General features: G+C 70.6%; 17 protein-coding genes. 9 read left to right on the top strand and 8 right to left on the bottom strand.

Translation table 11 applies throughout. The features are described from left to right. Positions 1-31: 31 nt before the first annotated feature. The 6 genes from B0I29_RS40830 to B0I29_RS40805 are packed head-to-tail and all read right to left on the bottom strand — an operon-like array spanning position 32 to position 5,288. A complete protein-coding gene (locus B0I29_RS40830; RefSeq protein ID WP_111654553.1) occupies positions 32-616 on the bottom strand; it encodes a helix-turn-helix domain-containing protein in 585 nt (194 codons plus the stop codon). After that, positions 613-1,965: an amidohydrolase family protein gene (locus B0I29_RS40825; protein WP_181558232.1), complete on the bottom strand. Its 1,353-nt coding sequence runs from the start codon at positions 1,963-1,965 to the stop codon at positions 613-615. The genes B0I29_RS40830 and B0I29_RS40825 overlap by 4 nt, the downstream gene beginning before the upstream one ends. Then, entirely contained in the window at positions 1,962-2,351 is a 390-nt protein-coding gene (locus B0I29_RS40820; RefSeq protein WP_111654551.1) for a nuclear transport factor 2 family protein, read from the bottom strand. Before B0I29_RS40820 ends, B0I29_RS40825 begins: the two co-directional genes overlap by 4 nt. Next, positions 2,348-3,727, bottom strand: coding sequence for a dihydroorotase (locus B0I29_RS40815; RefSeq protein WP_146617054.1), 1,380 nt, complete (start codon positions 3,725-3,727; stop codon positions 2,348-2,350). Before B0I29_RS40815 ends, B0I29_RS40820 begins: the two co-directional genes overlap by 4 nt. Further along, a complete protein-coding gene (locus tag B0I29_RS40810; protein WP_111654549.1) occupies positions 3,724-4,587 on the bottom strand; it encodes an amidohydrolase family protein in 864 nt (287 codons plus the stop codon). Before B0I29_RS40810 ends, B0I29_RS40815 begins: the two co-directional genes overlap by 4 nt. Next, positions 4,584-5,288, bottom strand: coding sequence for an isochorismatase family protein (locus B0I29_RS40805; RefSeq protein ID WP_111654666.1), 705 nt, complete (start codon positions 5,286-5,288; stop codon positions 4,584-4,586). Before B0I29_RS40805 ends, B0I29_RS40810 begins: the two co-directional genes overlap by 4 nt. A 130-nt stretch (positions 5,289-5,418) precedes the next feature. On the opposite strand from B0I29_RS40805, the gene B0I29_RS40800 reads away from it, so the two are divergent. Genes B0I29_RS40800 through B0I29_RS40760 form a run of 9 tightly spaced genes read left to right on the top strand, consistent with a single transcriptional unit; the run spans position 5,419 to position 15,051 of the window. Continuing rightward, positions 5,419-6,615, top strand: a complete 1,197-nt coding sequence (locus tag B0I29_RS40800) for an LLM class flavin-dependent oxidoreductase (RefSeq protein ID WP_181558231.1) — start codon at positions 5,419-5,421, stop codon at positions 6,613-6,615. A gap of 7 nt (positions 6,616-6,622) precedes the next feature. After that, on the top strand, positions 6,623-7,030 hold the full coding sequence (locus B0I29_RS40795) for a RidA family protein (RefSeq protein WP_220091556.1): 408 nt from the start codon (positions 6,623-6,625) through the stop codon (positions 7,028-7,030). Continuing rightward, positions 7,027-8,463 carry an aldehyde dehydrogenase family protein gene (locus B0I29_RS40790; RefSeq protein ID WP_181558230.1) on the top strand — a complete coding sequence of 479 codons (1,437 nt, stop codon included), beginning with the start codon at positions 7,027-7,029 and terminating at the stop codon, positions 8,461-8,463. The genes B0I29_RS40795 and B0I29_RS40790 overlap by 4 nt, the downstream gene beginning before the upstream one ends. Next, positions 8,451-10,481, top strand: a complete 2,031-nt coding sequence (locus B0I29_RS40785) for an oxidoreductase (protein ID WP_245973154.1) — start codon at positions 8,451-8,453, stop codon at positions 10,479-10,481. The genes B0I29_RS40790 and B0I29_RS40785 overlap by 13 nt, the downstream gene beginning before the upstream one ends. Continuing rightward, positions 10,478-11,218, top strand: a complete 741-nt coding sequence (locus B0I29_RS40780; RefSeq protein ID WP_111654546.1) for an SDR family NAD(P)-dependent oxidoreductase — start codon at positions 10,478-10,480, stop codon at positions 11,216-11,218. Before B0I29_RS40785 ends, B0I29_RS40780 begins: the two co-directional genes overlap by 4 nt. Then, complete coding sequence (locus B0I29_RS40775) at positions 11,196-12,641, top strand: GMC family oxidoreductase (RefSeq protein WP_111654545.1); 1,446 nt, start codon at positions 11,196-11,198, stop codon at positions 12,639-12,641. The genes B0I29_RS40780 and B0I29_RS40775 overlap by 23 nt, the downstream gene beginning before the upstream one ends. Positions 12,642-12,650: 9 nt before the next feature. After that, entirely contained in the window at positions 12,651-14,111 is a 1,461-nt protein-coding gene (locus B0I29_RS40770) for an aldehyde dehydrogenase family protein (protein WP_111654544.1), read from the top strand. Between the two features lie 9 nt (positions 14,112-14,120). Further along, positions 14,121-14,555 (top strand): Ohr family peroxiredoxin, encoded by a 435-nt coding sequence (locus B0I29_RS40765; RefSeq protein ID WP_111654543.1) that lies wholly within the window; start codon positions 14,121-14,123, stop codon positions 14,553-14,555. Then, positions 14,548-15,051 carry a flavin reductase family protein gene (locus tag B0I29_RS40760; protein ID WP_181558245.1) on the top strand — a complete coding sequence of 168 codons (504 nt, stop codon included), beginning with the start codon at positions 14,548-14,550 and terminating at the stop codon, positions 15,049-15,051. The genes B0I29_RS40765 and B0I29_RS40760 overlap by 8 nt, the downstream gene beginning before the upstream one ends. Positions 15,052-15,333: 282 nt before the next feature. Here the strand turns inward: B0I29_RS40760 and B0I29_RS40755 are convergent, their stop codons facing one another. Both B0I29_RS40755 and B0I29_RS40750 read right to left on the bottom strand, forming a co-directional pair. After that, a complete protein-coding gene (locus tag B0I29_RS40755; protein ID WP_111654542.1) occupies positions 15,334-16,074 on the bottom strand; it encodes a DUF2625 family protein in 741 nt (246 codons plus the stop codon). An 84-nt stretch (positions 16,075-16,158) separates the two neighbouring features. Continuing rightward, positions 16,159-17,289, bottom strand: a 1,131-nt coding sequence (locus tag B0I29_RS40750) for a tetratricopeptide repeat protein (RefSeq protein WP_146617051.1), incomplete at its 5' end; no start/stop codon positions are given.

Here is a 17,289-nt window from a genome sequence, read left to right as displayed (position 1 = left end):
TAACAGCTGGCCTGGCCAGCAAGAACAAGCGTCAGTACGAAGGCGGTGCGCTCGAGAACAGCAGCACGACGGGCTCGTCACTCGGGTTCTCGAGGCGGTGCGGGGCGCTCGGGTCGTACGAAAGGCAGTCGCCCTGCCGAAGCTCGAAGCGTTCCGGGCCGAGCCAGACATCGACGCGGCCACGCTCGACGAGCACTGCCGTCTCGGCAGCGCCGTAGGCCAGCATTCCCTCGCCGGTGGTTCCTCGGGGCGCCAGCGTCGAACGGATCACCTGGAGTTTGCTGAACGCCCGGGGCGTCAGGAGCTCCTCGTCCCACTCCGCGTTGTGGTGGACCAGCCGCGGGCCCTGGCCGGCACGCACCAGCCGGGAGTTCGAGCGGCTCTCGAACATGCTGCCGATGGTCTGGCCGAGCGCTTTCGCGATCCTCATCAGCGTGGCGATCGAGGGACTGGCCTCGCCGCGCTCGACCTGGGAGAGAAAGCTGACCGAGACGCCCGACTCGGCCGCCAGCGAACGCAGCGACACCTTCCGGTCGAGCCGTAGCTCGCGGATGTAGGTGCCCAGCTTGCGCTCGAAACCAGCGGCATCCGTCGTCATGTCCTCGGGCGTCGTCACGAGAGCACAGTATCGGTCGGGTGTGTTCCGGTGAGCGGTGTCCACGCCGCCGTCAGCCTATCCACCGCCGCCCCGATCTCCTGCAGGTCAACGGTGAGCACACGGCCGTCGCGCACGACGGTGCGGCCGCCGACGACGACCCGCTCCACCGCTTCGGGCAGCATCGAGTAGACGACATTCTGCGTCACGGTCCGTCGTGGCCGCAGGGAGGGCGCGGTCAGGTCGAGGCCGACCAGGTCGGCTCGATAGCCGGGCGCGAGGACACCGACCGGCAGGCGTAGCGCCCGCCCGCCCGCCGACGTGCCCAGCCTCAGCGCGCCGGTCGCGGTCAGCGCCGTACCGTCACGTCCGATCGCCTTGGCCAGAAGCGCGGCCATCCGCATCTCCTCGAACAGCGACTGACGGCTGTTCGCCCCGCCGGCGTCGGTGCCGAGGCACACCGGGATGTCCAGGTCGAGCATGCGGCGTACCGGCGCGATGCCACCGCCGAGGAACGCGTTGGCCGACGGGTTGTGCACGACCGTGCTGCCGTGCGCGGCCAGTAACGCGAGGTCGGCGTCGTCGACGCGGACCGCGTGCACCGCGAGCGTCCGCTCGTCGAGCACGCCGAGCGCGGCCATCCGGCCGATCGGGGTCGCGCCGAACCGGGCCAGCGACGCGTCCACCTCGCCCTGGCTGTCGGCGAGGTGGACGTGCACCGGGACGTCGAACTCGGCGCCGAGCCCCGCGCCGAGCTCCAGCATCTCGGGGCCGGCGCCGAGCACCGAGTGCGGCGCCGGGTGGACGTCGATCAGCGGATCGTCCGCGACGGCCGCCCGCAGCTCGCGGAAATTCTTCTCGAACAGCGCCGGGGACTCCTGATACCGCGGCGGCCCGGGATCGGCGTCGAACATGCACCGGGCGAGCACCGCACGCAGACCGACCTCGTGCGCCGCCTCGATGATCGCGAGAGCATTGTCGTTGCCGCCGTCGTGCAGGTAGAAGAACTCGACGGCGGTGGTGATGCCCATCCGCAGCATCTCGGCGAAGTCGTACCGGGCGGCCAGTTTGATCGCGTCCCGGTCGAGCCCGGCCGCGGTCGGATGCACCAGCCTGCCCATCCAGTCGGCGAACCGCAGATCGTCGCCGAAACCGCGGATCAGCGCCTGAAACGTATGCCCGTGGCCGTTGACCCCGCCGGGCACTATCGCCCGGTCGGCCCAGGCTTCGACGTCGGCACCGGGGTATCCGGCGGCGACGGCCGACGCGGGCCCGGCCGCCACGATGAGGTCCCCGTCGACCGCGATCGCTACGTCGGCGGACCACTCGTCCCCGACGAATCCCAGGGGTGCCGTGATCAACCTGGTCACGGCGTCAGCACCGTGTCGACGAGGTCCTGGTCGCCCTCGAAGAACCGCAGGGTAGCGAGTTGCCCGTCGCGAACCGTCGCCAGGATCAGCCGCCGCCAGCTCACCCCGTTCGCCGAGGCGGTGGCGACCGTGACCACGTGGTCGTCGCCGGCCAGCAACTCGTCCGGGGTGAGCCGGAACGTGCCACCGGTCAGCCGGGCCATCGTCGCGCCGAACTCCCCGACACCGGCGTGGCCGCGATACGTCCCCGAGGCCGGGTGCGCCCCGGGCACCTCCAGCACGACGTCGCCGGCGTAGAACGGCATCGCCGCGGGCGGGCCGCCGGCACGCATGGCGTCGAAATAGCCGCGCAGAACCGCGAGGTTCTCCTCACGAAGTGAACTCACGGCGCGACCTCCCGGATCGACGAGCCGTAACCGGACTCGCCGACGAGCTCCTCGTCGCGGACCACGAACTGACCGCGGACCAGCGTGTGCCGGGGCCAGCCGCGTAGCGGCATGTCCTCGTACAGGGAGTAGTCGGAGAACGTGCCCAGCCACTGCGGGTCGGGGGTCCGGGTCCGTTCCAGGTCGACGATCGCGAGGTCGGCGTCGAGACCGACCGCGATGTCGCCCTTGCGGTGGTCGGCCTGGATCAGCTCCGCCGGGCGCTTCGCGGTGAGCTCGGCGATCCGCTGCAGCGGCAGGCCACGACGGTGGTAACCCTCCGAGAGCAGGACCGGCAGCGTCGTCGGCGCGCCCGGAAAACCGGCGCTCGCCTTCCAGATGCCGCCTTCCTTGGCGACGCGTTGCCGGCCGACGTGGTCGGAGCCGAGCGTGTCCACGGTGCCGTCGGCCAGCGCGGTCCAGAGCGCCTCGGGATGGCCGGCGGTACGCAACGGCGGGTTGACCTTGCCGACGACGCCACCCTCCCAGTCCGAGGTGTGGGTCAGGTAGTGCGGGCACGTCTCGGCGAACAGCGCGTCGGAGGCGAACTCGAGCCGTGCCTTGCGCAGCTGGTCGAGCGAGTCGGCGGTGCTGACGTGCACGAAGTACATCCGGCAGCCAGTGCGCTGGGCGAAGAACGTCGCCTTGCGGATCGCCTCGGCCTCGACGAACGGCGGTCGCGACTCGTCCCAGGCGGCCAGGTCGTCGCGGCCCGCGGCGATCAGCTCATCGCGGAGCACCCAGACGACCTCGGGGTTCTCGGCGTGCACGAGCAGGAGGTCGCCCCGCTCGGCGACAGCCTTGGCGATGCCGAAGAAGCGGCCGTCGTGCGTACCCTCGACGTTGAGGTATTGACCCTCGTCGCCGCGGAAGTGCATGAAGTACTTGAACGACCGCAGGCCGTACCGCTGGCGGACCTCGTCGATCTCGGTGAGGTGCTGGTCGGTCATCAGCGTGCAGTGGTAACCGAAGTCGATGTACGCGAGCGACGACGCCGTCGTCGTGTGTTCCTCCAGCATCGGCAGGTACGACCCGCCGGACGAGAGCATGTACATCATCGTGGTGACGCCGCCCTTGGCCGCCGCGGCGGTGTCGGTGCGGTACTCCTCGAGCCCCGACGTGGACAGCGCGATGTGGTTGTGCGGGTCGACGCCGCCGGGGAAGACGTGCAGGCCGGTGATGTCGAGGCGTTCAGCTGCCTCGACCGCGGCGCCCGGCGTGAGCACCGCCGCGATCTTGCCGTCGCGGATGCCGACGTCGGCGGGGCGGGGCACGTCGCGGGGGCGCACGACGGTGCCGCCGGTGAGCACGAGATCGAACAAGGGATCAGTGGTCATTGCGGGTTCTCCTCGTGAGGATCCAGGCCGAGCAGGCTGAGCGGGCGGTCGTCGATGATCGACTCGATGAGTTCCGCGGCGAACGGCGGGAAACCGGGCACCGGGTCGGCGGCCAGCGACCGGAACTGCTCCAGGCAGTCCGCCGGCCGGTAGATAGGGAAGTCCGAGCCGAACAGCACGCGGTCCTGGACGCCGTAATCGAGCAGGTTGCGCAGGATCTGCGCGAGCTGCCACGGGCGCCCGTACCGGGCCGAGAGGTCGGTGTAGACGTTCGGGTTCTTGAACATCACCGCCGTGGTCTCGTTCGCCCACGGCTGTCCGGCGTGCGCGATGATGATCGGGGTGTCACGGAACGTGCGTGCCACCCGGTCGAGAAGCATCGGCTGGGCGTACTCCAGGGCGCCGCCGCGCAGGAAAACCCCGCCCTGGTGGAAGGTGAGCGCCAGGCCATGGTCGGCGGCCGCGGTGTAAACCGCGAACGCCGCGTCGCTGTGCGGATGGAAACCCTGGTAGGGCGGGGACAACTTGAGGCCCTTGAGGCCGAGGTCGGTCGCCGCGTAGCGCACCTTGTCCACCGCGTCCGGGTCCGACGGGTCCACGCTGCCGAAACCGACCAGGCGATCGGGTGCGCGTTCGACGAGCCCGGCGATGTACTCGTTCGGGATGTCGAGGTCGATCTCGCACGCGACCAGGCCGAGGATGACCGCGGCGTCGATACCGGCCTCGCGCATCGCCTCCTCATGGGCGTCCCAGTCGCCGTCCGCGCTGGGGTGGGCCGACACGTTCGCGTCCAGCTCCGGTCCCCAGTGCGGGCCGAGGTGCCCGGGCAGCCAGGTGTGGCTGTGCCAGTCGACTCTCATGCGCTCTCCCGGCCGAGGCCGCGCAGGTAGCCGCCGGCGGCGTCGGCCGTCATGACGTCGGCGTACTTGGCGGCGAGGTCGAAGAGCGCGACCTCGTGCACCACGTCGAGGCGGTCGAAAACCGCGTCGCCGACGATGCCGACACGGAATCCGTAGGAGAAGGCGTCGACGGCGCTGGCGCGGACACAGCCGCTCGTCGTCGCGCCGGTCAGCAGCACGGTGTCGACGCCGCGCTGAACGAGGTGGGTGAGCAGCCCGGTCGCGAAGAACGCGCTCGGGTGGTCCTTGGCGATCAGCGGCTCGTCGTCTCGCGGGGCGGCCCCGGTGACGAAGTCGTATGCGCCGGCGCCGGTCGAGGCCAGTGTCGGCGTCTTGGCGGCGTAGCCACCGGCGGTGAGCTTCGTCTTCGGGGCGACGTGGGGGTGGAAGATCGGGATGGCGGCTTCTCGTGCCGCGGTGAGTACCTGCGCGATCCGGTCGACGGCATCCCAGCCGCGGTCGCCCGTGGCCGTCGGGAACTCGTTCATGGCCTCGGTGATCGGCACCCGCTCATGGCCGACCGTGCGGTACTGCACGTCGATCACCAGAAGCGCCGGCCGTACACCCAGACCGGACGTCCGGCCGAAGCCCGCCCGGGCGTACAGGGTCTCGTCCGCCGCGGCGATCGCCGCCGGCCACCAGGAACTCGTCGTCGTGGACATGGCGCCGAGGCTAAGTTGCCTGCTCGGCCGGTGTCAACCAATACTGGAATGTGTCAACCACCACTGGACAACTGTCCACCGCTACTGCAATTGTGTCCGCCATAGGTTCACGGCTGGTGGGAGGGACGCTATGCAGTTCGACTACTTGTTCACGATGGACAACCCGGGTAACGCCCGGTCCTATCGAGAGCTCCTCGACATGGCCACGGAACAGATCGTGCATCTCGACGAGTCCGGTTTCGGCACGTTGTGGCAGGGTGAGCACCACTTCGGCGGCGAGGGTTTCGAGATCAACCCGAACCCGATCCTCGCCGGTGCGTATGTCGCGGGGATCACGTCGCGACTTCGGATCGGAACCGGCGCTGTTACCCCGCCGTTCTGGCACCCGCTGCGACTGGCCGAGGACCTCGCGCTGCTCGACCAGCTGAGCCGGGGCCGCCTGGACATCGGCGTCGCGCGTGGCATTCAGCGCCGAGAGGCAACGAACTTCCACCTCGCCGGCGATCGCGCCGACGAGCAGCGCAACTGGCGCTTCTTCCTGGAACAGATGGAGATCCTGAAAAAGGCGTGGACACAGGAGGCCTTCAGCCACCAGGGCGAGTTCTGGACGTTCCCGCACCCGGGCGTTCCGGACTCCGCGACCTGGTATCCGCGCAACCCGCTGTGGCGGGCCGAGGACGGCGAGTACATCGCGATGTCGATCATCCCGAAGCCGTACCAGAAGCCGTACCCGGCGCTGTGGAATCTGCTGGACAAGACGCCCGGGTTCGTCACCTCCGCTCGTGAGCGGATGAACGTGATCACCTGGCTGCGTTCCCGCGAGGGTCTGCGCGAGGTGATGACCACGTACCAGGACGCTCTGTCGGAAACGCTCGGCCGGCCGGCGGCCCGGGGCGAGGGCGTCTCGCTGATGCGCATGGTCTACGTCGCCGAGACGGACGAACAGGCCGAGGCCGACACCCGCGAGCTGATCAACTCGCTGTACTCCTACGTCGGCGGGGTCCGGCCACGCGACATGTTCGCCAACCCGGGCGAGAAGCTCACCGACGAGGAACAGCGCGGCGAATGGTGGCCCTTCCTGTACTCCCGCGAGCACCTGTTCATCGGATCGCCCGACACCGTCCGGGCACAGATCAAAAACTTGCAGGATGAGTACGGGGTACAGCGCGTCGTGCTCTGGTCCTGGATCCCCGGTCTTGACCAGGAGCAGGTCATGCGGTCGAACCGGCTGTTCGCCGACGAGGTCATGCCGCACTTCCCGGAGGCGGCGCCCGAGCCGATCCGGCCCGAGATGCCGGCCGGTTTCGGCCCGCTGACCGGGGACTGAGGCCGCCGTGCGCCGCATCATCCGGGTGCCCGAGGGTCCCCAGTACGACGAGTCGTATCCGCTGTCGCAGGGCGTCGAGACCGAGACGATGGTGTTCGCGAACGGCATGGCGTTCGACAACGACTCGCGGACACGCATGGCGTCGGCGGTGACGATCGCCGACGAGACACGCATCGTGCTCGACGCGCTGACGGCGATCCTCGCCGACGCCGGGGCACGCCTCGCGGACGTGGTGAAGACGACGGTCTACCTGTCCGACCGCGCGTTCTACGACGAGATGAACAGCATCTATCGAACATATTGGACGCCGGGCGAGTTCCCGACGCGAGCCACCGTCTATGTCGGGATCGGAAGTGAATGCCGCGTGGAGATCGACGTGATCGCTGTGAAGCCCACGACGGCGGTGCCGTCATGAGCGGGCTGCCCGAGCGGGCCTCGAACCTGATCGGCGGGGTCCTCGAGCCGTCCAGCGGCGACGCGACCGCGGTGACCTCGCCGTGGACCGGCGAGCCGATCGGGTCGGTCGGCGGTGGGGACGCCGCAACCGTGGACCGGGCGGTCGCCGCCGCGCGGGCGGCGTTGCCGGGATGGTCTTCGACGCCGTCCACCCGGCGGGCGCGAGTGTTGACACGCCTGGCCGGACTGATCGAGGCGAACGCCACGGAGCTGGCGGCGACCATCTCACTCGACAACGGCAAGACCCTCGCCGACGCGCGCGCCGAACTGGAACGGGCCCGCGAGCACCTCGAAGCCGCCGCGACGGCCCCGGCGCTGCTCGCCGGCGAGCACGTCGTCGACGTCGTCTCCGGCATCGACGCCACACTGGTGCGCGAACCGATCGGCGTCGCCGCGATCGTGGCACCGTTCAACTTCCCGATCATGACCGGGCTGATCTACTGGTCGTGGGCGCTGGCCTGCGGAAACACCGTAGTGATCAAACCGTCGGAACAGGCGCCGTACGGAGGTTCCGCGCTCGGCCGGCTGTTCCGCGAGGCGGGCTTCCCGGACGGCGTCGTGAACATCGTCCAGGGCGGCCGGGTGACCGTGGAGGCACTCTGCGACCACCCGGACGTCGCGAGCGTGTCGTTGGTCGGCTCGTCGGCGACCGCCGCCGCGGTGTACGCCCGCGCCTCCGCGGCCGGAAAACGCGCCCAGGCCGCCGGCGGCGCCCGCAACCCGCTCGTCGCGCTCCCGGACGCCGACCCGGACGTCGTCGCCACCGCCGTCACGACCTCGGCGTTCGGCATGTCCGGACAGCGCTGCCTGTCCAGCAGCATCCTCGTCACAGTGGGCGATCAGCCCGCGCTGCTCGACGCGGTCGTCCGCACCGCGCGGGAGAGCACGGTGGCACCGTCCCCGGACGCCGCCGGACTCCCGCCGATGATCTCCCAGGCCGCGGTCGACGCCGTCACCGGCGTGCTGACCCGAGCCGGCGAGGACGTCCTCGTCGACGGCCGCTCCGCTCTCACCCCCGGCAAGGGTTACCTGATCGGACCGTCCGTGGTGCGCGCCGCCGAGAGCAGCCCACTTATGACCGACGAGATCTTCGGCCCGGTTCTGTTCGTCGTCGCCGTACCGACGCTCGACGCGGCCCTCGCGTTCGTCAACGCGAGCCCGTTCGGCAACGCCGCGTCGATCTACACCACCGACGGCGCCGCCGCCCGCACCTTCACCAGCCGCGCCGACGTCGGCAACATCGGCGTCAATGTGGGCGTCGCCGCCCCGACCGCCCAGGTCGGCTTCGGCGGCCGCCGGCGCTCGTTCCTCGGCACGATCCACTCCCAGGGCCGCACCGCCGTCGACTTCTTCACCGACCTCAAATCCGTGTCAGCGAGGTGGGTGAGCTGAACACCGGCCTGACGCCGCTGCAGGCGCCCATCGACCTCGGCCCGGCCCGGGTCAAGAACCGCATCTTCGTCGCCCCGCACACGACCAACTTCGGCGAGGCCGGCCGCAACCTGGTGACCCGGCGCCACCTCGACTACCACCGGGAACGGGCGCGCGGAGGCGCCGGGCTGATCATCACCGAGGGGATCCGCGTACACCCGACCAGCCTGCGCCGCCTCGGCCTGCACGCCTACGACGACGAGGCGCTGGCCGGCCTGTCCGCGCTCGCCGAGGTCGTGCACGCGGAAGACACGCGATTGTTCGCCCAGATCCTGCACACCGGCCGCCATTCCGGTGACGATCACTACGGCAGCTGGGGTGCGAGCGCGGCGCCCTGGAGCACCGGCGCGCACTCCCCGCACGTCATGAACGCGTTCGATCTCGACACCGTGGTCGCGGGGTTCGCGGCCGCCGCGGCGCGAGTCGTCGAGGCCGGGTTCGACGGTCTCGAAGTTCACCTCGGCCACGGGCACCTGCTCCAGCAGTTCCTCTCGCCACTCACGAATGACCGGATCGACGGGTACGGCGGCTCGTTCACCGCACGGGCCCGGCTCGCGCGTGAGGTACTGATCGCGGTCGTCGAGGCCGTTGGTGGCCGGGCCGCCGTCGGGCTGCGGCTCTCCGCCGACGAGTTCCTGCCCGGCGGTCTCGGCCCCGACGACGTCGTCCGGATCGTCGAGCATCTCCGCGACGCCGCCCCGGTCGACTTCCTGCACGTCAGCCACTCCGCGTACGCCGGCGCGGCATCGCTGAGCACCCAGATGGCCGACATGAGCTACGGTCCGGCGCCCTTCCGGCATCTGCCCGCACGGTTCAAACGGGAGTTCCCGGACGTCCCGGTGCTCGCGATCTGCCGGATCGACACGCTGGAGACCGGCGCCTCCATGGTGGCGGCCGGGGAGGCCGACCTCGTCGGTTACGCCCGGGCGCACATCGCCGAGCCGGCGTTGACCCGGCGCACGCTCCGGCAGCACTCCCCGCGTCGCTGCATCGCCTGCAACCAGGGCTGCAACGCGAACCTGGAGGCGATCACGCCGATCACCTGCACGGTCAACCCGGCCGTCGGCCGTGAGCGCGACTGGCTGGCGGCCGAGGCGGCCCGGCCCGAGCCGCTTTCCGTGCTGGTCGTCGGCGCCGGCCCCGCGGGCCTGGAGGCCGCGACCACCGCGGCACGCCGCGGGCATCACGTCGTCCTCGCCGACGCTGCCGCCGGACCCGGCGGCGCGCTGCCGGACGTCACCCGGATCCGCAGCGGATTCGGCCTGCTCCTGCACGACCTGCTGGCCGAACTCGACGCCAGTGCCGTGGTCCGGCGTTTCGGCGCGCGGGTCACCGCCGCCACGGTCGCCGGGCTCGCGCCCGACGTCGTCGTACTCGCCACCGGCGCGGCCACCCACCCGGATGACGCGCTGGTGCTGCCCGGCGGTCCGCCGGCCCTGGAACTCGGCGACGTCGTACGGCAGCCGCAGTCAGCCGGCGCCACGACGCTCGTGCTCGACGAACTGGGGTCATGGGAGGCGTTCGCGCTGGCCGAGCATCTCGCGGCGCGCGGCGTCGCCGTCCGGCTGGTGACCCCGCTGGCGAGCATGGCCCCGCGCATCACCGTGTACTCCCGGCTTGGGCTCGCCGAACGGCTCCGCGCGGCCGGCATCCGGATCTTCACGATGCATCGGCCGTCGAGCGCCCTCGACAACACCGTCACGATCACTCACACCGTCGACGGGTCGGCGCAGACCCTGACCGGCATCGACTCGATCGTCCACGTCCGGCCCGCACGAGCCCGCGCCGGCCTGCTGGACGAACTCGCGGAATCCGGCTGGTCCGGCCAGGTACACCTGGCCGGCGACGCGTTCGCTCCCCGCACCGTTCAGGAAGCCGTCTACGAAGGCCGGGCCGCCGGCCTGTTGATCGGCACCTCCATCACCCAAGGACTGTCCATGCGACCTGCCTACGCCCTGCCCCGTCTGGTCGCCGCATGACGCCGGCCGCTCTCGTCACCGGCGCCGCCGGGGCGATCGGACAGGCGACAGCGGCCGCACTCGGCGCCGCCGGGATGCGTCTCGCCCTGGCCGACACCGACGAGACCGCCCTCGATGCTGCCGTGGCGAAACTCCCACCGCACCTGCGTGAACGCACCACCGCACACCGGCTCGACGTGACCGACGACGCCTCCTGCGCCGAGGTCGTCGCGGCCGCCGTGAGCGCACACGGAACACTGTCGCTGCTCGTCAACGGCGCCGGTGTGATGGTGCGCGACACCGCCCTGCAGACCAGCGTCGCCACCTTCCAGCGCGTCCTGGACGTCAACCTCACCGGCGCCTACCGGATGTCCAGAGCCGCCCACGCCGCCCTCGCCGGCGACGGCGGCGCGATCGTGTCGATCTCCTCCACGCACGCTTTCCTCGCCGCTAAAGGATCCTTCGCGTACGGGGTGAGCAAAGCCGGCCTCAGCCACCTGACCAGACTCCTCGCCCTGGAATGGGCCGAGGACGGCATCAGGGTCAACGCCGTCGCCCCGACCGTCGTGCCCAGCGCGATGACCGAGGACGTCCTCGCCGACCCCGGTTACGTCAACCGGAAGATGGCCGCGATCCCGCTCGGCGCGCCGATCGCCCCCGAGCACGTCGCCGCCGCCGTGGCCTACCTGGCCTCGCCGGGCGCGGCGTCGACCACCGGCCAGATCCTCGTACTCGATGGTGGTGAAAGCCTTGCGTAAGACGATCGTGGTGATCGGCAGCGGCGCTGCCGGCATGTTCTGCGCGAACGGCCTCGCCGAGCGCGGCGACATCGACGTCATCCTGCTCGAAGCGGGCGACGACCCCGGCACTCCCCCGCCGGACTGGATGCGCCGGGACCTCGCCACCCCCGACGACGTCGACTGGGGCCACGTCGATGCCGGCACCGGCCGGCCACTGCTGCGGGGCCGGGTCACCGGAGGCTGCACGTCGACGAACTCCGCGGCGGCACTACGCGGCCAGCCCTGGTGCTTCGACGCCTGGGACATCGACGGCTGGCGCTGGGACGACGTCGCCCCGGCGTTCAACGCGCTGGAGACCGACCAGCAGTTCGGCGACCGGCCCGAGCACGGCAGCACCGGTCCGATACCGATCACCCGGCTGAGCTTCGGCCCGGTCGACGCCGCCTTCGCCGCATGGGCCACCGATCAGGGACACACCTGGGTCGACGACCAGAACGCACCCGCTGTGCTCGGCGTCGGCCACTGGCCGACGAACACGAAGGACGGGTCGGTGCGCTACGGCGTCCACGAGGCCCTGCTCCCCCGGCTACGCCCGCACCTGCGACCACGAACCACCGCGAAACGGCTGCTCTTCGACGGCACCCGCTGCGTCGGCGTGGAAACCGGCACCGGGACGATCGACGCCGACCACGTCGTCGTCTGCGCGGGCGCCGTCGAGACCCCGGCGCTGCTGCTGCGCTCCGGCATCGGCCCCGCGGCCGGCCTCGCCGAAGCCGGAATCCCGCTCGTCCACGACGCCCCCGAGGTCGGCGCCAACCTGCAGGACCACCCGTGGACCGTGCTCCAGGTCCGCGCCACCGACCCGGCAGCGCCCGCCTTACGCCCGGTCAACGGCGTCCTGCTGCGGTACGAGATCCTCGCCGACGACCGCGTCGAAGTGCACCTCTACCCGCACCAGGCACAGCCGTACCTGCCCGGCGCCGACCCCGCCGACGTCTTCCTCGGACTCGGCCTGATGCGGGCCGTCAGTCGCGGCTCGGTCCGGCTCACGCCGGGCGGCGCGACCGAGGTACGCCTCAACCACCTCGCCGACCCCCAGGACGCCACGGCTTTCGATCTCCTGCTGGACGACGCGCGCAAGGCACTCGACGCGCTGCGCACCGTCCTGGTCGAACCGGCCGGCGCGTGGTGGCGCGCGACCAACGCCGCCGAGCTGCTGCCCGGCCACCTCGAGTCCTACGGCCACCTCGTCGGAACCTGCCGGATGGGGACCGATGCCGGCGCGGTGGTCGATCCGACGCTCGCGGTCATCGGCGTCACCGGCCTCTCGGTCGCCGACGCCTCGATCATCCCGGTCAGCCCCCGGGCGAACACGATGCTCACCTCGATGATGATCGGCCTGCGCGGTGCCGCGCTGGTCGAGGCCAACCTGCCCGAATAGAGGACTGCCATGCCGCTTCTCGACCCCGACCGGATGCCCCAGGTGCTGTATGCCGGCACCGCCCAACCGGCCACCACCACCGCCGACATCACCGAACCGGCCACCGGCGCCGTACTCGGCCAGATCGCGACCGCGTCCACCGATGACCTGACCGCGTCCGTGGCACGACTCGTCGACGGCCAGCGCGCCTGGGCCCGGCGCCCCGCGTTCGAACGCGCCGCGATCCTGCGCGAAGCCGGCAACCTGATCGAGGCCAACATGGCCGAACTCGCCGGCTGGCTCGTCCGCGAGGGCGGCGCCACGGTCGGCAAGGCGATGTTCGAACTCACCATCAGTGCGCAGACCCTGCACGCCGCCGCCGGACTCGCCCTGGAACCGACCGGCGAGACCTACCCGTCACCGCAGGGCCGGCTCAGCATCTCCCGGCGTATCCCGGCCGGGGTCGTCGGCGTGATCGCGCCGTTCAACTCGCCGCTGTTCCTCGCCCTGCGCAGCGTCGCGCCGGCGCTCGCGGTCGGCAACAGCGTCATCGTCAAGCCGGATCCCCGCACCGCGGTCAGCGGCGGCGCGATCATCGCCGAAGTGCTGTTCCAGGCCGGGCTCCCCGAGAACGCGCTCGCCGTGCTGCCCGGCGACGGCGCGCTGGGTGCGGCGCTCGTCGACCACCCGGACGTGCCGATCATCGCGTTCACCGGCTCGACCGGCGCCGGCCGCGCGATCGCGGTGCAGGCCGCCAAGCACCTCAAGCGCGTTCACCTCGAACTCGGCGGCAATTCGGCGCTCGTCGTGTTCGACGACGTCGACCTGGACGCCGCGACCAGCGCCGGCGCCTGGGGATCGTTCCTGCACGCGGGACAGATCTGCATGGCGTCCAGCCGGCACCTCGTCCACGAATCGATCGCCGACGAGTACGTCGCCCGGCTCGCGGCCCGCGCGAACGCCCTCCCGGTCGGGAACGCGGCCCTCGACCCGTCCGTCGCGATCGGACCGATCATCGATGTGCGGCAGCGCGACGCCGTACACAAGATCGTCACCGAGACGCGGGCCGCGGGTGCGTCCGTGGTCACCGGCGGCACCTACGACGGTTTGTTCTACGCCCCGACCGTGCTCTCCGGCGTGCGGCCCGGCATGAGCGCATACGACCTGGAGATCTTCGGGCCGATCGCGCCGGTCACCACCTTCGCCGATTTCGACGAGGCCGTCGAACTCACCAACGGCACCGAGTACGGCCTGTCCGCCGGCGTGCTGACCAGCGACGTCGGCCGTGGGCTGGCGTTCGCCGACCGCATCGTCAGCGGCAACGTGCACGTCAACGACCAGACCCTGGTCGACGACGTCCTGCAACCGTTCGGCGGCGTACGCGCCTCCGGCAACGGCAGCCGGGTCGGCTCCCACCGATACAACGCCGACGCGTTCACCGAGCAGCAGTGGCTCACGAGCCAGGCCGAGATCGCCCGCTACCCGTTCTAGGAGAAAACCGTGTCCCACATCTACACCGCAAAAGCCCACGTGGCCGGTGGGCGCAACGGCCACGGCCGTAGCGACGACGGCCACCTCGACGTCGCCCTCTCCCGGCCGGCTTCCGGCGGCCCCGGCACCAACCCCGAGCAGCTGTTCGCGGTGGCGTACGCCGCGTGCTTCGAGGGGGCGCTGTCCACCGTGGCCCGGCGAGCCCGCGTCGACCTGGGACAGACCAGCGTCGAGTCCTCGGTCTCGCTCTCCTCCGTCGACGACGGCAGCTTCCGGATCGACGCCACGCTGGCCGTGACGATCCCCGGAGTGACCGATGCGGGGCAAGCCGTCGAACTGGCCACCGAGGCCGACCGGGTCTGCCCCTACTCGAACGCGCTGCGCGGCAACGTCGACGTGGCGATCACCGCCAACGGGCAATGGGTGGCGGGTCCCCGTGACTGACATCGTGACCGACGACGTCGCCGCACTCCGGCGGGCGTTCACGCTGTACCCGCGGGGCGTGATGGCGGTAGCCGCCCAGATCGACGGCGCACCGGTCGGGCTCGCGGTCAGCGCCTTCGTATCGGTATCGCTGGACCCACCGCTGCTCGCGCTGTGCATCGACGCGGCATCCCGCACCTGGCCGGTGCTGAGCACCGCGGACACGATCGGCGTCAGCGTGCTCACCGAGGACCACGCGTGGCTCGGCCGGCAGCTCGCCAGCCGCAGCCGCGACCGCTTCGCCGGCGCGGACTTCGACGAGACGAGCCGGGGCGCGCTGCTGCTCACCGGCGCCGCAGCCCGGTTCGAGTGCAGCACGGAGACCGTCTTCCCGGGCGGCGATCACCTGATCGTGCTGCTCAGGGTGCTCTCCCTGTCCGCCGACCCGGCCCGCAAACCCCTTCTCTGGCACGACTCCGAATTCCGGGCGGTGGCACCTCTCACCCCGCTGCCGTGACGCCTGGTTCGTCCGTGAACCACAAGAAGCCACCGACGAGTTCTGTTCGCGGCCCGTGTCGCACCGTGGTCCTCGAAGAGGCTCAAGGCCCACGAGGTGCTGGGCCCGGTAGCCGGCGACAGCCAGTCCTGAGACGGCGGCGAGGCGGCATTCCGATGCGGAGTGCCGCCTCCCGCCACCGTCGGCCCCGCGGGCCGCGCGTCGAAGCCTGGACCTCTCGATCATGTCAGTCATGGGTGATCGAACGCCGTACCCCGGCTGCCTGGAAATACTGGGCTTGCTCTAACTCGGCGGACTCGTCGATGGATATCGGCCGAAGGCCCGGTCGATGTGACGCCCTTTCCGCCGCGCGGCTTCGAACTGGCGGCCGAGAATCGCCGCCATGGAAGCGACCGTCCGGACGATGCCGCTGCCAAGGGCCCGACTCTCCTCGCTCCAGAGGAACGGGGAGACGGCGATGCCCTGGTCGGCACGGAGCGCCAGCACGTCGGCACGCCAGCTCGGCCAGAGCCGGCCCTCATAAAAATGCGGCAGATCACCGGATACGCACCAGTCCAGCCACTCACTGTGCGACATCCGCAACCTCGCCCACTTCAACGACGCCGGGTCGAAGTAGAGGACTTCGCCTGGCACACCGGGCCGGCCGGCGCCGCGCCGCAGTCCGTTGAGAAAGAAGACGCCACCGAGAACATCGTGCGCCACTATCAATCCCCCAGTCGGCGCCCACGTCCTGTCGATGCGTTCGGGAAAGTCGTTGACCTGTCCGATGCTGGGCAGGCTCACGTCCGGCCCCGGCGAGCCTCCGTAGATGCGCAGCCAGCCGTCGTACAGCAGGATTCCGCCGCTGTTGAGCGCGATGGCGCCCAGCGGCGAGGAGGCCGTGACCTGCAATTGGGTCAAGCAGGCCTGGGCCTTCTCATGGTCGGCGGGGAGTATCCGCGGTGCGGCGAAACTCTGTGACAGGACGTCCACCAATGCCGGCCACGAGGTCTGATCGTCCTTGACGAGGTTCAGATCGCTCATTACCGGTTCACGCCTCGTGGCGTGGGCCCGACATCCAAACTGGCGTGTCCCATACCCGACATGACGGAGCCCGGACCAGCAAGTTCAGCGTGCACCGTACGCCCGCACAGCTCTTGCCGGCTCGAGTCGCGTCAGGCGTTCCTCGATCACCGGCACCAGCGGCACATGCAGGTGACTCAGCAGGTCGAGCGCCTGTTGCCATGCGGCACGGGCATCAGCCGGGTCGCCCAGGGCGAGCGCGGTGTCGCCCTGGTGCAGCAGAGACTCGACCCAGTTCATCCGCCACCCCAGCTGCCGGTACATCTCGGTCGCCTGCTTCCAGGCGGTCAGCGCGGCCGGCAGGTCCCCTTCGGCATAGAAGCTGATCGCCAGTGCCTCGTACGAAAGCCCGAGGCCGGTGGGGTCGTCCAGCGTCTCCGCGATCCTCAGCGCACGGCTGGCCATCTCCATGCTGGTGTCCGTCCGGCCGAGGTATGCGTGCGCTTCGGCCAGGCAGTACAGCAGGGCGACCTGGGCGAGCAGATCGTCGAGCGACTCGACGAGGCGCAGAGCGTGCTCGTAGCTGTCGACGGCGTCGCGATAGTTCTCCTGAGCGGCGCTCACCTGGCCGAGGTTTCGGTACACCAGCGCCTGTTCCTCAGCATTGCCGAGCCCGTTGAACAGGTCGAGCGAAAGACGCAGGAACCGCGCGGCGGAGTCGTGGTTGCCCAGCATGAGCTCGGCGCCGGCCAGGCTCCGGGACATGTAGGCCCGTCCGAGGTCGTCCCCCGCGGCGGTGGCCGCTTGCAGGCAGGAGCGTGCCATCGCGGCCCAGTCGTGCCACCAGCCCTCGCCATGGAGGAAACGCTGAAGGCTGACCGCCAGCCGCCACGCCGGATCCGCGGGGCCGTCGTCGAGCTGGCGCCCGACGATGGCCTTGATGACCTGCCGATCGGCGTTGAACCAGGCTATGGCCTCACCGGCATCACTCAGATGGGTGGTCACCGTGTCCGCCAGTTCCTCGGGCCGGTCCAGCACGACGGCAGGAACCAGGAGCAGATCCGCCTCATAGGCGGTCTGCCGATAGTGGTGAGCGAGCCGGTGGAAGGCATGCTCCCTGGCCGGGCCGTCCTCGTGCTGATGGACGAGTTCCTGGGCGTAGGCCCGGATCAGGTCGTGGGTGGTGAACCGGCCCACCGTGTGTTCGGTGAGCAGGCCGGTGCGCACCAGCTCGCC

The sequence above is a fragment of the Actinoplanes lutulentus genome (assembly GCF_003259845.1).
Lineage (GTDB): Bacteria > Actinomycetota > Actinomycetes > Mycobacteriales > Micromonosporaceae > Actinoplanes > Actinoplanes lutulentus.
This window is presented reverse-complemented; position numbering and strand designations above follow the sequence as displayed.

Bases quoted from the DNA above. Each gene is read 5' to 3' on its own strand.
- B0I29_RS40775 (WP_111654545.1), top strand. From the start codon at position 11,196: ATGGTGGTGAAAGCCTTGCGTAAGACGATCGTGGTGATCGGCAGCGGC.
- B0I29_RS40770 (WP_111654544.1), top strand. From the start codon at position 12,651: ATGCCGCTTCTCGACCCCGACCGGATGCCCCAGGTGCTGTATGCCGGC.
- B0I29_RS40790 (WP_181558230.1), top strand. From the start codon at position 7,027: ATGAGCGGGCTGCCCGAGCGGGCCTCGAACCTGATCGGCGGGGTCCTC.
- B0I29_RS40805 (WP_111654666.1), bottom strand. From the start codon at position 5,288: ATGTCCACGACGACGAGTTCCTGGTGGCCGGCGGCGATCGCCGCGGCG.
- B0I29_RS40780 (WP_111654546.1), top strand. From the start codon at position 10,478: ATGACGCCGGCCGCTCTCGTCACCGGCGCCGCCGGGGCGATCGGACAG.
- B0I29_RS40755 (WP_111654542.1), bottom strand. From the start codon at position 16,074: ATGAGCGATCTGAACCTCGTCAAGGACGATCAGACCTCGTGGCCGGCA.
- B0I29_RS40810 (WP_111654549.1), bottom strand. From the start codon at position 4,587: ATGAGAGTCGACTGGCACAGCCACACCTGGCTGCCCGGGCACCTCGGC.
- B0I29_RS40815 (WP_146617054.1), bottom strand. From the start codon at position 3,727: ATGACCACTGATCCCTTGTTCGATCTCGTGCTCACCGGCGGCACCGTC.
- B0I29_RS40800 (WP_181558231.1), top strand. From the start codon at position 5,419: ATGCAGTTCGACTACTTGTTCACGATGGACAACCCGGGTAACGCCCGG.